Source organism: Paenibacillus sp. FSL L8-0470 (assembly GCF_038008625.1).
Lineage (GTDB): Bacteria > Bacillota > Bacilli > Paenibacillales > Paenibacillaceae > Paenibacillus_AQ.
Genome location: NZ_JBBOZM010000001.1, coordinates 5,596,501 through 5,611,072 on the forward strand (window position 1 = coordinate 5,596,501; position 14,572 = coordinate 5,611,072).

14 protein-coding genes are annotated in these 14,572 nt (G+C 51.2%); 2 read left to right on the forward strand and 12 right to left on the reverse strand.

What is annotated here, in order from left to right:
* Positions 1-561: a bifunctional pyr operon transcriptional regulator/uracil phosphoribosyltransferase PyrR gene (gene pyrR, locus NST99_RS25610; protein WP_341095403.1), complete on the reverse strand. Its 561-nt coding sequence runs from the start codon at positions 559-561 to the stop codon at positions 1-3.
* A gap of 666 nt (positions 562-1,227) precedes the next feature.
* On the opposite strand from pyrR, the gene NST99_RS25615 reads away from it, so the two are divergent.
* The gene (locus NST99_RS25615; protein WP_341095404.1) at positions 1,228-1,788 is read left to right on the forward strand and encodes a GNAT family N-acetyltransferase; all 561 of its coding nucleotides are present in this window, start codon (positions 1,228-1,230) and stop codon (positions 1,786-1,788) included.
* A gap of 61 nt (positions 1,789-1,849) precedes the next feature.
* Here the strand turns inward: NST99_RS25615 and NST99_RS25620 are convergent, their stop codons facing one another.
* From NST99_RS25620 to lspA, 3 genes are all read right to left on the reverse strand, one after another.
* On the reverse strand, positions 1,850-3,103 hold the full coding sequence (locus NST99_RS25620; protein WP_341095406.1) for an LL-diaminopimelate aminotransferase: 1,254 nt from the start codon (positions 3,101-3,103) through the stop codon (positions 1,850-1,852).
* Between the two features lie 97 nt (positions 3,104-3,200).
* Complete coding sequence (locus NST99_RS25625) at positions 3,201-4,175, reverse strand: RluA family pseudouridine synthase (RefSeq protein WP_341095408.1); 975 nt, start codon at positions 4,173-4,175, stop codon at positions 3,201-3,203.
* Positions 4,168-4,671: a signal peptidase II gene (gene lspA / locus NST99_RS25630; RefSeq protein ID WP_076109056.1), complete on the reverse strand. Its 504-nt coding sequence runs from the start codon at positions 4,669-4,671 to the stop codon at positions 4,168-4,170. Before lspA ends, NST99_RS25625 begins: the two co-directional genes overlap by 8 nt.
* 246 nt (positions 4,672-4,917) lie before the next feature.
* Between lspA and NST99_RS25635 the strand changes: the two genes are divergently transcribed.
* Complete coding sequence (locus tag NST99_RS25635; protein WP_341095410.1) at positions 4,918-5,649, forward strand: TraR/DksA C4-type zinc finger protein; 732 nt, start codon at positions 4,918-4,920, stop codon at positions 5,647-5,649.
* 54 nt (positions 5,650-5,703) lie between these two features.
* Here NST99_RS25635 and NST99_RS25640 read toward each other — a convergent pair whose 3' ends face one another.
* The 8 genes from NST99_RS25640 to pgeF form a co-directional block, all read right to left on the reverse strand.
* Positions 5,704-6,087, reverse strand: a complete 384-nt coding sequence (locus NST99_RS25640) for a DUF5665 domain-containing protein (protein WP_445745045.1) — start codon at positions 6,085-6,087, stop codon at positions 5,704-5,706.
* 327 nt (positions 6,088-6,414) lie between these two features.
* Positions 6,415-9,507, reverse strand: coding sequence for an isoleucine--tRNA ligase (gene ileS, locus NST99_RS25645; RefSeq protein ID WP_341095414.1), 3,093 nt, complete (start codon positions 9,505-9,507; stop codon positions 6,415-6,417).
* Between the two features lie 1,129 nt (positions 9,508-10,636).
* Positions 10,637-11,122, reverse strand: a complete 486-nt coding sequence (locus NST99_RS25650; RefSeq protein WP_038595344.1) for a DivIVA domain-containing protein — start codon at positions 11,120-11,122, stop codon at positions 10,637-10,639.
* Positions 11,123-11,396: 274 nt separating this feature from the next.
* The gene (locus NST99_RS25655) at positions 11,397-12,179 is read right to left on the reverse strand and encodes a YlmH family RNA-binding protein (protein WP_341095416.1); all 783 of its coding nucleotides are present in this window, start codon (positions 12,177-12,179) and stop codon (positions 11,397-11,399) included.
* A 4-nt stretch (positions 12,180-12,183) separates the two neighbouring features.
* The gene (locus NST99_RS25660) at positions 12,184-12,453 is read right to left on the reverse strand and encodes a YggT family protein (protein ID WP_341095418.1); all 270 of its coding nucleotides are present in this window, start codon (positions 12,451-12,453) and stop codon (positions 12,184-12,186) included.
* Positions 12,454-12,460: 7 nt separating this feature from the next.
* A complete protein-coding gene (locus NST99_RS25665) occupies positions 12,461-12,904 on the reverse strand; it encodes a cell division protein SepF (protein WP_341095420.1) in 444 nt (147 codons plus the stop codon).
* The gene (locus NST99_RS25670) at positions 12,904-13,596 is read right to left on the reverse strand and encodes a YggS family pyridoxal phosphate-dependent enzyme (protein WP_341097756.1); all 693 of its coding nucleotides are present in this window, start codon (positions 13,594-13,596) and stop codon (positions 12,904-12,906) included. Before NST99_RS25670 ends, NST99_RS25665 begins: the two co-directional genes overlap by 1 nt.
* Positions 13,597-13,605: 9 nt before the next feature.
* Positions 13,606-14,463 (reverse strand): peptidoglycan editing factor PgeF, encoded by an 858-nt coding sequence (gene pgeF, locus NST99_RS25675; protein ID WP_341095422.1) that lies wholly within the window; start codon positions 14,461-14,463, stop codon positions 13,606-13,608.
* Positions 14,464-14,572 lie beyond the last annotated feature (109 nt).

Below are 14,572 nucleotides of genomic sequence, written 5' to 3' on the forward strand. Positions count from 1 at the left end.
TTATCGTTCCTCCCGGTTTGAAATAATGTAAACTTCATCCTTGCCGTCGAATTCGGTCAGCGCCACTTCGATCTGCTCATGCCTGGAGGTAGGTACGTTCTTGCCGATGTAATCCGGACGGATCGGAAGCTCCCGGTGTCCACGGTCAGCCAGTACAGCGAGTTGGATCATCCTTGGCCGTCCGCAATCCATCAGGGCATCCATCGCCGCGCGGATTGTGCGTCCGGTGTACAGCACATCGTCGAACAAAATCACTTTTTTGTCGTGGATGCCGCTGACTCCTTCCGGCAGGGTCAGGTAGCTCTTCACTACCGCCCGATCCATCTCTTCGCGGTCATCGCGGTAATGTGTGATGTCCAGCTCGCCGTAAGGAATATCAACACCTTCAATTTCCTTGATACGTTCTGCGATCCGCTGGGCCAGGTAAATGCCGCGTGTCCGGATGCCTACCAGCAGACAATTCTCGATACCTTTGTTTTTCTCCAAAATCTCATGGGCAATGCGCGACAGCGCGCGGCGAATTGCCGTTTCATCCATAATGACATTTTTCTCAGTAACCATAATCCGTCATCCTCCTGCTTGTACGCCCGTTCAAGCTCCCGGAAATCAAAAAACTCCTTGCCCAAAGCAGGCAAGGAGTGAAATCCGCAGATTCAAAAAGATGGCGTGTCCGCGCGCATAAAAAGACCCTCCGTACTCATACGGATTCCTTCCTTAAGTCGCGAACCTCGATTCACGTTACCTTGCCAGCCTCACGGGACTGAATTAAAGGCGCATATTCATTTAACAGAATTATGACAGAAGTCATGGCTTGTGTCAAATGGGAGGCAGTGGAACTGAAAATATTAGATTGTATAGGTGAGAGGACGCAGGCTGCGGGAATGTTTGGACTTTCGGCCGCTGTTAGATTTGGATTTCTTGATTGATACCGCTGCTATATAGATTCAATTTAAGATTTACCCATTTTGGTCGAGGACGTAACTACGGTGAATGTTTGGACTTCCGGCCGCTGTTGTCACCAGATTTCTTGATTTTACCCGCTATATGCGGTGGAAATCCGGTGACAAAGGCGAACACATTCGCTCCTACAGTTCCAAAATTCCCTCCGCAGCTTCCACCTAAACGTGAAATTTTTCAGTTTAAAAGAAAGAAGCAAAAAGAACGCCAGCTGCTGTAATAGCTGCAACTGTTCGTCTTTGATATGATGAAGACCGGAGGCGACTGATAATGGAACTGGAATTTATCACAGCTGCGCATTGGAATGATAGCTTATGGGAGTTAATTGAACCCATGTACCTGGAGGCTTTTCCAAGTGGAGCTAAACCGGCAGGAATAATACACAATATGCTGGACAGAGGAATAGCGTATTTGCATGCTGGCTTAGCTGATGGACATATTGTAGCAATGGCTGTAACCGGGATGGTTGGAGGGACGGCCGACAAGCGGCTTATCATTGACTATCTGGCAGTTGCCAAGAAGTCACGCGGAGAAGGCCTCGGCTCATTGTTTCTGGAAAAAATCATTCACTGGGCTGAACAAGTGCATAAGGCCGGTGGAATCATCATTGAAGTGGAAGCCGGAAATACAGCTGCGCATCTTGAGCGTATTCATTTCTGGGAACAGAACGGTTTCAAGCTGACACCGTATATCCATCAATATATTTGGGTGCCGGAGCCGTATCAGGCAATGCTGCGCCCGCTGAAGCAGGGGGTTGCTGCCGAAGATAACGGGGAGTCCTTATTCCGTTATATTAACAAATTTCACAGAAAATCTTACCGCCCGTCTTGAGCGTGCTGCACTAAGAAGCCGCCGCAGATTTCTCTGCGGCGGCTTCTTGTTGCCCGTTAGTTTAGAATTCAAATTCAACGTCGCTGAGGCGTCTTTGAATTTCGGAGATTACACGTTTCTCTTCCTCTTCACCTTTGGCGATAAAGGTCACGGAGAAACGTACGAATGGACCTGCATCATCCCAAGGCACGGTGGAGATCAGCTTCTCGCGGATCAGGAACTGCGAGAAATCTTCGCCGGATTCGAAACGGCGTCCGCCTTTGATACCCTTTGGTGCAGCTACATAAAGGAAGAAAGAACCTTTCGGTTTCTCTGCCTTGAAGCCCAGGCTGTTCAGCGCGTCCACCAGCATGTTGTGGCGGCGGGAATACTTGGCAGCAATCGCTTCAGTAATCTCAGGGTGTTCCAGACCGTAGGCGGCAGCCTTTTGAATCGCGATGAACTGGCCGGAGTCATTGTTGTCCTTCACATCGCTGAATGCTTTCACGACCAGCGGGTTGCCGGCAACGAAGCCGATTCTCCAGCCTGTCATGTTGTAAGACTTGGAGAGCGAGTGCAATTCTACGCCGACATCCTTTGCGCCGGGTACGGACAGGAAGCTCAGCGGCTTCACACCGTCATAAGTCAGCGCTGCATACGGAGCATCATGGATGACTACGACGTCATATTTTTTGGCCCAGTCTACAACGGCGCTGAAAAATTCAGGAGTTGCGCTGGCACCCGTAGGATTATTCGGATAGTTCAGGTAGAGCAGCTTCGCTTTGCGGGCGATATCTTCCGGAATGGAATTCAGATCAGGCAGAAAGTTGTTCTCTCTCTTGAGTTCCACCGTATAGACTTGTCCACCCAAATATTTGGTGTGGGTACCCAGTACCGGATAACCCGGAACCGTCATAATGGTGATGTCGCCCGGATTGATGAAGCAGGATGGCAGCATGGCTAATGCCGGCTTCGAACCGATGGAATGCACAACCTCGTTTACAGGGTCGATCCCCTCTACACGAAATACATCCTTCAGGTAAGCTGCAGCGGCAGCTTTGAATTCAGGAATTCCGTTGTCGGAATAGCCGCGATTTTCTTCTTTGGCCGCTTCAATGGCAAGTCTTGCAACAATGCCTTCATCCGCCATCTCGTCAGGTTCGCCGACGCCCATATCAATCAATTCAATATTAGGAAAATCCTGTTTCGCCGATGCTTTGGCGCGTTTGATTTTCTCGAATTTGTAAATGGCTGTATCTTTGCCGTAGTTCGCACCGCCGATGCGGTCCGCAAAATTAGTCTGAATGAAAGTCTCTTGATACTGTTCGATACTCATAATTTTGTTCTCATCTCCTGGCTATTATTAAATATATCATTAAATATGAAGCAAAATCGTCTCCAAAACCATGGATTTATGATCACTTCATTTGTACTTATCTGCTGCGCAGCGTAAACAGCACTTCTTCCATATCTGCCGGAATCGGTCTGCTGAACTCCATATACTCACCCGTGGAAGGATGCTTAAAGCCCAGTACGGCGGCATGCAGAGCCTGTCCGTTCATCATAATCCCCTTGCTGCGCCCGTATACCGGATCACCGACCAGCGGATGCCCGATAAACTTCATATGCACGCGGATCTGATGCGTCCGTCCGGTCTCCAGCTGCAGTTCCAGCAGTGTGCAGTCGCCAAAGCGTTCCAGCACGGTAAAATGGGTCACGGAACGTTTGCTGTTTTTCTCGGTTACCGTGTACAGCTTGCGGTCATGCGGGTCACGGCCAATCGGGGCGTCTACGGTTCCCTGGCTATGGGCCAGGTTACCATGCACCACTGCGATGTAGCGGCGTGTTACACTGTGCTCTTTAAGCTGGGCAGCGAGTGAAGCATGACTGGCATCATTTTTAGCTGCCATAATCAGACCGGAAGTATCTTTATCAATGCGGTGAACAATCCCGGGACGAATCTCGCCATTGATGCCGGACAGATCTTTGCAATGAAACATCAGCGCATTGACCAGTGTACCGGACGGATGCCCTGCTGCCGGATGCACGACCATGCCGCGCGGCTTATTGATTACAATAACATCGCTGTCCTCGTAGACCACTTCAAGCGGGATATCCTCCGCAATCAGATCGGTAACTTCAGCCTCTGGAACCGTAACAGCGATAACATCGCCTTCATTCAGCTTATAGTTGGCCTTAACCGGAGAACCGTTAACCTTAACATGTCCGCTGCTGATCCACAGCTGTACCTGAGAGCGTGAAATTTCTTCTTCCCAGGCCTCCGTAATATATTTATCAACCCGCTCCCGGGCATTCTCTCCAGAAACAATCCACTCCGTGACGTCCCTTTCTTCTTCGAAGGCAATTGCACCTGCCTGCTCATTGACGTCCTTGTTCAAATCATTCATTCCCTTCTTTTACTTCCTTTGATTCCTTAACTTCGATGATTTCGTCCCCGCTCTTCATATCCAGCAGTGTATCGAGAATAATCAGTCCAACCCCAATCACGATGCAGGAGTCGGCAACATTAAAAATGGGGAAGGTGTAGCTTCCGAAGTTGAACATCAGGAAGTCGACAACCTCACCGTTAAGCATCCGGTCCAAAAAGTTGCCTATAGCTCCGCCCAGCACCAATGCCAGAGCGGTAGGAAGCAGCTTCCGCGAGGCTTTGGCCTTGTTCATATACCAGACAATTCCGACGACAACAACAACCGTAACTATAAAGAAAAACCATTGCTGTCCTTCAAGAATTCCGAAAGCGGCTCCACTATTGCGGTGGGAGGTAATAATGAAGAAGTCGTTTATGACCGGAATCTGCTCGCCGAGCTCCAGCCGGGTAGCAATCACATATTTGGTACCCTGGTCAATCAAAAACACAATTAGCGCAATCAGATAGTACACCACAGAAGTTGTCACTCCGTTCTTATTTTTCCCGCGTGATAGCGGTACAAATACTGAATAAAGACTTGTATATTGTAGCACAGGCCTCAAGAAGCCGTCTATTGCGGACCGTATAACCCTTTTAAGGCCGGGGGGACTATTTACCATCGCTAAAAAGACGCTTCTCCGGTCAAGCTATCAAAGAACGAACCGGCAGGAATGCCGGGAAGCGTACGTTATGACAAAAGCATCTGAAAGGAGCACTCGCCTATGAGCCATCTGACATCACAGCAGCTCTCGCAGCTGCGGGCAGCGCTGCTGCAGCAGCAGGAGGAAATCCGCCACAGGCTGCAAAATAACGAGCATTACGGTCTGCAGGAAGCCATGCGCGATACAACCGGGGAATTGTCCGAAATCGACAACCATCCCGGCGATGCCGCCACTGAGCTGTATAACCGCTCGATAGATATTTCCCTGCTGGAACGCGACGAGCATGAATTGGACGATATCGAAGCCGCTCTGCAGGCCATGGATGAAGGCACCTACGGGATTTGTATTGCCAGCGGTAATCCGATTCCATATGAGCGCCTCTCAGCCCTTCCATCCACCAGATACAGCAAGGAGCATGCCCCACGCCAGAACGCCCCGTTTACCCGGCCGGTCGAAGAAGAGCTGCTGTTCCCGCCTTTTGGACGCACCAGCCTTGACGAACGCGAAGAGCAAAACGGTTTTGACGGCGAAGATGCCTGGCAGATCGTCGAAAGCTGGGGCAGCTCCAACTCCCCGGCCATGGCCGAAGGCAATGATATCGGCTCTTACAACGATATGGAGATTGAGGCCGACGAAACCGAAGGCTTCGTGGAGCCGTGGGAGAACTTTGTGGCGACCGATATCGCCGGGAACCATTTAACCATCATTAAAGGAACCAGTTACCGTCATTACATGGACACCGAGGAAGGCAGCTACCTGCTGGATCCGTCCGCTAAAAAGGAAAGGGAGTAGCCATATGCTGCTCCTTTTTTAGGTACACATGCCAGATCAATGATTCTCTAATCCCTAAAAAGTCTTAAGCTCCAGCTGGTGCTGTACGATCCGCACAATATCTGCAATATAATCTCCGATAATCGGCAGGTTGAGTGCCCCCAGCATCTGCAGTACATAAATGATCGTCGCCGCAAAAAAAGTGAATCCGAGGGCAACCCCCACCCCGCGCGCTATTCCTGATATTATGTTCAGCCAGATCAGCCGCCAGGGCGAATGCAGCAGCTGTGTATATTCAGCAATCCGCGATTTCTCCATCTCCCGGGCCAGCCCCAATGTCAGCCGGTATACCGCGCTCAATTTCTCATCCGGGGAAAGGGCCTCTGCTCCCGCTTCAGCTTCCCGTTTGAAATCCGGAGCCTGATCCGGTCCGCTACCCTTGCCTGTTGCGGCGGAGATTTCTCTCTGCTGCCCGGAGGCTTTGCTTCCTTCTTCCCGACCCTCCAAAACACTCCTGCTCCTTCCCTAACGTCCACAAAATAAATGAGCCCGGTTCGGGGAGAGGCAATCTCTCCCCGAACACGGGGCTCGTCATTTTGCGCATAAATATAAGGTTCTCAGTAATGATCCTCATATTTCCGCAGAAACGGCTTTCTGATCAGCAGTGCATATACCGCCAATCTCGAAAGCCCCTGCCCGATGCTAAAGGCCTGGACGTTTCTTCTTATGCCGCTAGTATATGTCATTTGGAGACAAGCGATACGGGGATCAGCATTTAGCTTCTCTTTAGGCTCCGATATGGATTCCAATGGATCTGCCGCCGGCATCCACCGTTTCAAATGGATGCACTCCGTCAAACTCAACGGTAGTCACAAGCACATTTTCACGCAGTACATGTTCAAAAGCAGTCACAGCCGCTTTCAGTTCATCATCCAGCTGCAGCGTGAGCGCGATCCGTTTCTCGATCGCCAGATCCAGGCGTTTGCGGTAATCCTGAACTGAACGGATAATTTCACGGACCCAGCCTTCCTGCTCAAGTTCAGGAGTGATTTCCGTGTTCAGCGCTACCGTGAGACCGTAACCGGAAGCTGATGCAAAACCTGGTTTGGCCTGCTTCTCAACAAGCAGCTCCTCGGCAGTAATCTGCAGTTCTTCCCCTTCCGGCGACACGATGGCAATCACACCGTCCTGTACCGCTTTGCGGGTAGCGTCGCTGTTCATCCCTTTCAGGTAGCCTTGCAGGAAGCCTACACTCTTGCCGTATTTTTTACCGGCTACCTTAAGGTTCAGCTTCAGCGTGAAATCAACAAACCCGCTGTCGCTGTTCTCCAGCACAATTTCTTTGACATTGATCTCATCCTTGATGATCTCTTCATAATCCGTTACATCAAAGCTGCGGTCCAGGGAAACGATCAGCTCGGACAGCGGCTGGCGTGTCTTGATGCCAGCCTCGTTGCGCACGTTGCGGGCAAGCTCGACAATGCCTCTGGCACTCTCCATATCCCGCTCCAGCTCAAGATCGATCAGACTCTCGTCGGCAGCCGGATAATCCGCCAAATGCACACTTTCCCCGCCGCCAAGGTTCATATAGATATCTTCCGACAGCATCGGTGTGAACGGTGCCATCAGCGTAGCCGTTGTGAGCAGCACATGTGTCAGCGTACGGTAGGCATCCAGCTTCTCTTCGTCAAGCCCGCTGCCCCAGAACCGGTCGCGTGAGCGGCGGATATACCAGTTGCTCAGTTCATCCACGAAGTTCTCAATTGCTTTGGACGAATTGACGAAGTCGTTGATGGCGAGGCCTTTTTCCACAACTAGAATCAGACTGTTCAAGCGGGAGAGAATCCAGCGGTCGAGCTTATGCCCCGATACTTTGAATGGATGCTCTGCAGGGTCGTACCCGTCAATGCCGGCATAGAGCGTCAGGAACGCATGCGTGTTGACGAGCGTATCCACAACCTTGGATTTGGTCTCACCAACCAGACCGCGGGAGAAACGTTTGTTATTCCACGGCGCACTGTCGGACAGAATCGCCCAGCGGAAGGCATCGGTGCCGTATTCGTTCATGATTTCCCAAGGGTCAATAACATTGCCTTTGGATTTGGACATTTTTTGGCCGTTCTCATCGAAGATGTGGCCGTGGGCAATAACTGCCTTGTAAGGCGCTTTGCCCTTGAACAACGTCGATACCGCAAGCAGGCTGTAGAACCAGCCGCGTGTCTGGTCAATTCCTTCACAGATCATATCTGCCGGATACTGGTCGGCGAATCTGTCTTCATTCTCGAACGGATAGTGGCTTTGGGCAAACGGCATCGAGCCGCTGTCAAACCATACGTCGATGACCTCAGAAGTACGCACCATCACGCCGCCTTCGCTGAACGGGCTGCGCAGCTTGATATTGTCTACATATGGCTTATGCAGCTCGATATCCTCAGCGACTTCGCCGATCGCCATCGAGCGGAGTTCTGCGATGCTGTGCGGCGCAAATTCTTTGCCGGTGTCCTGGCAAACCCAGACATTCAGCGGTGTGCCCCAGTAGCGGTTGCGGCTGATATTCCAGTCCACCAGTTCTTCCAGGAACTTGCCGAAGCGGCCTTCGCGCACATGGTCAGGATACCAGTCCACGTTGTTGTTGTTGGCGATCAGCTGATCTTTGATCGCTGTCGTTTTGATGAACCAGCTGTCTGTCGCATAATACAGCAGCGGAGTATCGCAGCGCCAGCAGAACGGATAGCTGTGCTCGTATTTCTCTTTATTGTACAGCAGTCCTTTTTCGGACAACGCCTTGATGATGTCTAAATCACAATCTTTCACAAACCGTCCGGCAAAATCACTTACCACGTCAATGTATTTACCGGAAGTATCCACCACATTAACAAAGCTGATGCCGTTGTCGCGGCAGCTCTTATAGTCATCCTCACCATGTGCCGGAGCCATATGCACGATCCCTGTACCGCTGGAATCCGTTACGAAGGATGCACTAACAATCACATTATGTTTCTCCGCCTCGATATAGCTAAACGGCGGGGTATAGCTTTGACCGATAAAGTCAGAGCCTTTATGCGTAGAAAGAACCGTATACTTCCCTTTCAGTACCTCTTCCACGAGGTTCTTGGCCAGCACGTATACGCCGTCTTCCTGCTGCGCACGGACATATTCCATCTCCGGGTTCATTGCCAGCGCCATATGCGCCGGAAGCGTCCAAGGGGTGGTCGTCCAGGCCAGCACATAGTCGCCGCTGCCATCCAGCTTGAACTTGGCCGTTGCACTGAGGTCCTTCACCGTCTTATAGCCCTGCGCCACTTCATGGGAGCTTAGCGTTGTCTGGCAGCTCGGGCAATACGGGCTGACGCGGTGTCCGCGGTACAGCAGACCTTTCTCATGCACCGTAGCCAGGATGTTCCACACGCTTTCGATGTACGTATTATCCAGCGTCACATACGGATTATCCAGATCGGTCCAGTAACCGATCGCTTCCGTGAACTCACGCCACTGCTTCTCGTAGCCAAATACGCTCTCTTTGCACTCTTTGATGAACTTTTCCACGCCATACTCTTCAATTTCCTGCTTGCCGGAGATTCCGAGTTTCTTCTGCACGCCGAGTTCAACCGGCAAGCCGTGAGTGTCCCAGCCCGCTTTACGCACAACGCGGTAGCCCTTCATCGTCTGGTAGCGGCCGATGAAATCCTTGATGACCCGGCCCAGCACATGCCCGATATGCGGTACGCCGTTAGCTGTCGGAGGTCCTTCATAGAACACATAGTTCGGACGGCCCTCGCGGTTCTCCATGGATCTGCGGAACGTATTCTCATCGCTCCATTTCTTCAGTATGCGGACATCTCTTGCCCGCGCTTTTTCTTTGACATCTACTTTTTGCATTGCTGGTCAATCCTTCCTTAGTTTAGTCTATAAAGCTGCTCGGGCCCGCTAAAGCCCTTGCCCTTGCTCTAGTCTTGGGCCCCCGGCCCGCGATCCCGTCAGGGCAGCGCTGGGTCGGGTTGCCCGCGGCGGGGCGTAGCCGACGCAAATGTTTTTGCTCTTGCTCTTGCTCTTGCTCTTGCCTTTGATCTCGCCCTCGTCTTTGTTCTAGTCTTGGGCCCCCGGCCCGCGATCCCGTTAGGGCAGCGCTGGGTCGGGTTGCCCGCGGCGGGGCGTAGCCGACGCAAATGTCTTTGCTCTTGCTCTTGCCCTTGCTCTTGCTCTTGTCCTTGCTCTTGCTCTTGCTCTTGCTCTTGCTCCTGCTCCTGCTCTTGCCTTTGATCTCGCCCTCGTCTTTGTTCTAGTCTTGGGCCCCCGGCCCGCGATCCCGTCAGGGCAGCGCTGGGTCGGGTTGCCCGCGCGGGGCGTAGCCGACCAAATGTCTTTGCTCTTGCCCTTGCTCTTGCTCTTGAGCAGGAAAGGCCCCGCAGGCGTACCCGCCAGGGGAGCCTAAGAAGGGCCGCTCCCCCGTCGAACAAATCCCTACCCGTCCGCGGACGCCACTCTCTGCACAATGCCCTTGTTGCAGGTGTCCAGAGGGCGGCCAGCCCTTGGGGTCCCCCTTGGAAAGGGGGATTTAGGGGGATCGCACCCCGCAACAACAAAAACGAGCGCCATCCCACCCCCAAAGGGGCGAGACGACGCTCGCGATACCACCCTAATTCTGCGCTTCACGCACATCCTCAGGGGGAGTGTATTCAGCACAATCTCAGTTCCGCGCAGACAATCTAAACGCGCGGGTCCGGGATAACGTCCGGCAGACGGCTCAACTTACGCACGAATTAACGCTTCAGCTCAGCTTCTAGGGGAAGATCTTCCGGCAAGGTGTGAACAATCGGCTCGCAGCAAACACCGACTCTCTGGAGAACGTAACCTTATCGTACTTGTCCCGTCATCGAATGATAATGGTACAGATATGTTTTAGTTATAGACGTTTCAAGACAAAATGTCAATATTCATAGCCGCGGTATAACAGTGGCCGGAAACAAGAGATATTCATCTCACAAGATATGCTCAGCTTTTCAGAAGGTTAAAGCACGTTCTCGCTGACCTCGCGGCTCTCCAGGGCGTTCCAATCATCCTGGGACAGCAGTTCAAGCTGTGCTTCGACGAGAGTCCGGAAACGGGTGCGGTAGATGGAGGCTTGCTTACGCAATTCTTCCGTCTCAATCGCTACTTTCCGGGATTTGGATAACGCTTCGTTGATAATCCGGTCAGCGTTCTTTTCCGCTTCCTTGATAATCAGCTGTGACTCCTTTTTGGAGTTGTTCTTGACATCATCTGCCGCCTCCTGCGCGACGATGATTGTCTTGGACAAGCTTTCTTCAATATTCACAAAATGATCAAGGCGCTCTTGAATAGACAATAGCTGATTGTGCAGCTCCTTGTTCTCACGAATGACACTTTCGTAATCCTTGATTACCTGATCCAGAAATTCGTTGACCTCGTCTTCATCATAACCGCGGATTCTCCGGGAGAATTCCTTGTTATGTATATCGAGCGGCGTTAATGGCATGCTGTGCACCTCCTAGAAATTTCGGACCTCTTATGCCCATAAAACATAATTTGTCCCGGCAGACAAAGAAGAAAGACTGTACTTTAAGAAGAAACGAACATGCCTGCCTGGATAAAGCGGCAAGTGTTTCTGCAAGAAAAATAAGGCTGGTTATCATTCCGAATGCCGTTTAAGGATCCGCCTCTTCTACAAGTATCGGCGCCCAGCTTTCAAAATGTTTGCTTCCCTAGAGATAATGAATTTCGACAAGCAAATCCGGATTCCTGCAAACGATTCAGACAAATTTGCCAACCTGAACCCGGTAACGGCCTTTTTTCGTCAAACTTCCGATCTCCAGAACCTTAAACCGGCCAAAACCTTGAATGGAGACCATATCGCCGTCTTTAAGTCCACAGGAGGGGTCTTCCTCTACCTTCCAGTTCACCCGGACCCTTCCTGCTTTGATCGGGGCAAGTATCTTGCTCCGGCTGAGCCGGGTCACATCCGCAGCGATCCCATCAAGCCGCAAGGAAGCCACGGTCAACTCCATCATCTCAAGTTTAACCTCACTGCTCCGCAAGCCGGACAACGGCAGAATCTCTGTGCTGACATTAATCCGGTGCACTCCTGTTAAATTCACGTCCAGGAAATTAGCGATATCCGCTGCCACTACAACATGACAGCCATCCTCGAGCACATGTATATCGCCGATTTTGCCTCTTTTGATGCCCAGCCCAAGAATTGAACCCATATAGTCGCCATGCTCCAATGCTAAAAACTTCTGTTCCCCGGAGGTGATGGCAAGCACCTTGAGTTCCATATCTTCTTCTGAAAGGTCACGGTAATCGGGTGCCACTATTGCCCGCTTCCGCTCAGCATTTTCTGAGCCGCCCTCCCATCTTACAGCAACATCGGGATGACGGTTCACAAGACTCTGCAGAATATAGCCCTGACGGGGATCGAGAAACTCAGTCAGCTTGAGCTCATGATACTCTCCTGCATGAGTGACCCATTCCCAGGCCTTGTCCACAAATTGCCGTTCGTCAGGGTGAAAATGACCATAAATTTCATTCTTCATGTCATTAACGGAGCAGCAGGCCCACAATGGAGTGCAGACCGCCTTGAGCAAATTGAAGCACGATCAGCGCGATGATCGGGGAAATATCTATCGTTCCGAACAGTGGCGGAATAATCCGGCGGAATGGACTCAGATAAGGCTCCACGAGCTTGCCGAGCAGTTCTCCGATGAAATTGTCACGGACATTGGGAAGCCAGGACATGAGGATATAGAAAAAAATCATGTAGTAGTAGATCTTGAAAAGCAAGTTAATAATTAAATCGATTTGGGACAAAGCCCGTTCACCTCATTCTGTTGTAGTCTTGATCGTCACCCAGAATTTCCGATATGGAACCTTGAATTTCGACCGTATCCGGTGTGCACATAAATATATTGCCCCCAATTTTGGAGATTCCTCCACCCAGGGCATAAACAGTTCCGCTGAGAAAATCAATAATCCGCATCGCCTGGTCATTACGCACGCGCTGCAAATTAATTACGACCGTGCGGTGCGAACGGAGATGGTCGGCAATTTCCTGAGCCTCGTCATAAGAACGGGGCTCATAAAGCACTACCTTCACATTTTTTTGCGAATGGATACTGACGACGTTGGCCCGCTGGTTTTTGCGGTTTTCTACAGGGGCAGGCTCGTATTCATCCTCTTCACGGGAAATCTGCTCCCGCTCCACAATTTCCTCTTCCTCCTGCAAGCCCAAAAAGCTCATAAACCGGTTCATCACGCCCATCAAGCTCCCTCCTCATGACCTACTAATACCGTTCCCAGGCGCACCCAGGTGGCTCCTTCCTGTATCGCCACTTCAAAATCATTCGACATTCCCATCGACAGCTCTTGTATAGGCTCAGGTGTCAAAGCTAGCAGATTGAGCGCATCGCGCAGTTCGCGGAGTCCGCGAAAGACCGGGCGGGTAAGCTCGGGATCCCCTTCATAAGGCGCCATCGTCATAAGGCCGATTACTTTCACATTATGCAGAGGAGCGATTTCACGCAAAAATTCAGGCACCGCTTCAGCAGATAAACCAAATTTCGTATCTTCTCCCGAGATATTCACCTGAAGGAAGACGTTTACGTCTATACCGGCGGCTTCAGCCTTCTTGTGCAATTCCTGTGCCAGCGATAACCGGTCCAAAGAGTGTATATATTGAAATTTGCCGATAACGTCCTTTACCTTATTGGTCTGCAAATGACCGATGAAATGCCATGTGCCTTTGTTGCCCAGGGCGTTCCATTTATGTTCGGCGTTCTGCCAGCGGCTTTCGGCAATGTCCTCAAGACCCGCTTCCAGTACAGCGGATACCGTTTCCAGCGATACATATTTCGTCACTGCGATAACCTTGACGTCACTTGCATCCCTGCCGCTTGCCGCGCAAGCCCGTTCTACACGTTCCTTGACCTCGGCTATTCTTTCTTGCAGTGTCAACCCCAACATTCAGCTCTCCTTTATTCCGATCCAGCTCGTCATTCTTCCTGTAACCCCGTTTTCCTTACGGTATGAGAAGAAGAGATCACTGTTACAGCTTGTACACCAAGTTGTACATTCGATATGAGTCGGCAATATTCCTGCTTTAATCATAATGCGTCGATTCATTTCTTTCAAGTTCAGCATGCTTTTGCTGTCATCTGCATCCGACCTCCTGTATAAGACCGGAGCGTTCTCAGCCAAATTCAGTGTGCTAAGCTCATCCTCCAACCGGTGGACATGATTCATTACATAATCATCGACCTCATAACAGCATTCACCGATAGAAGGTCCAATGGCTGTCAGGATCTCCTTTGGACGGCTGCCGTAGACCTCACCCATTGTGCTGACCATAGCCCCGGCAATTTCTGCTACAGTCCCTTTCCAGCCGGCATGCGCAAGACCGGCCACCTGCCGCAAAGGATCATAGAAATATAGCGGCACACAGTCCGCATAAAAGGAAGTCAGCAGCACCCCCGGCACATTGGTCAGCAGCCCATCAGTGGACTGAAAGGCGCTTGCTCTGTCCAGATTGCCGTATCCTTGGTTTTCTTTGGTAACAACCGCAATATTTTTCCCATGAGTTTGTTCCCCGCATGTCCATGAATCCAGTGTAAAACCGAGACTCTCGGCGAGCATCCTACGGTTGCTGATCACATCTTCCACGTCATCGCCTACATGAAGAGCACAGTTGAAGCTTTCATACGGTGCCTTGCCCGCACCACCTTGTCTTCCTGTGAATCCGGCAGTAATTTGGGGATGTGCTGAACACCACCGCTCCAGATGAAGCTGCACAGGCGTTCTGTCGATTTGTACGAACGGTTCCATCTTCTCACCTCCGCCTAAGTGTACCACAAGACCTCCCACAAAGTGATGTTTAGACTTCGGAGCCCGGTTATGGGCCCCATTTCTTACATAAGCTCTATACCCGTTTCCG

Bases quoted from the DNA above. Each gene is read 5' to 3' on its own strand.
- NST99_RS25615 (WP_341095404.1), top strand. From the start codon at position 1,228: ATGGAACTGGAATTTATCACAGCTGCGCATTGGAATGATAGCTTATGG.
- NST99_RS25665 (WP_341095420.1), bottom strand. From the start codon at position 12,904: ATGGGCGTGATGAACCGGTTTATGAGCTTTTTGGGCTTGCAGGAGGAA.
- NST99_RS25620 (WP_341095406.1), bottom strand. From the start codon at position 3,103: ATGAGTATCGAACAGTATCAAGAGACTTTCATTCAGACTAATTTTGCG.
- NST99_RS25635 (WP_341095410.1), top strand. From the start codon at position 4,918: ATGAGCCATCTGACATCACAGCAGCTCTCGCAGCTGCGGGCAGCGCTG.
- ileS (WP_341095414.1), bottom strand. From the start codon at position 9,507: ATGCAAAAAGTAGATGTCAAAGAAAAAGCGCGGGCAAGAGATGTCCGC.
- pgeF (WP_341095422.1), bottom strand. From the start codon at position 14,463: ATGGAACCGTTCGTACAAATCGACAGAACGCCTGTGCAGCTTCATCTG.
- pyrR (WP_341095403.1), bottom strand. From the start codon at position 561: ATGGTTACTGAGAAAAATGTCATTATGGATGAAACGGCAATTCGCCGC.
- NST99_RS25650 (WP_038595344.1), bottom strand. From the start codon at position 11,122: ATGCCATTAACGCCGCTCGATATACATAACAAGGAATTCTCCCGGAGA.
- NST99_RS25655 (WP_341095416.1), bottom strand. From the start codon at position 12,179: ATGAAGAATGAAATTTATGGTCATTTTCACCCTGACGAACGGCAATTT.
- NST99_RS25625 (WP_341095408.1), bottom strand. From the start codon at position 4,175: ATGAATGATTTGAACAAGGACGTCAATGAGCAGGCAGGTGCAATTGCC.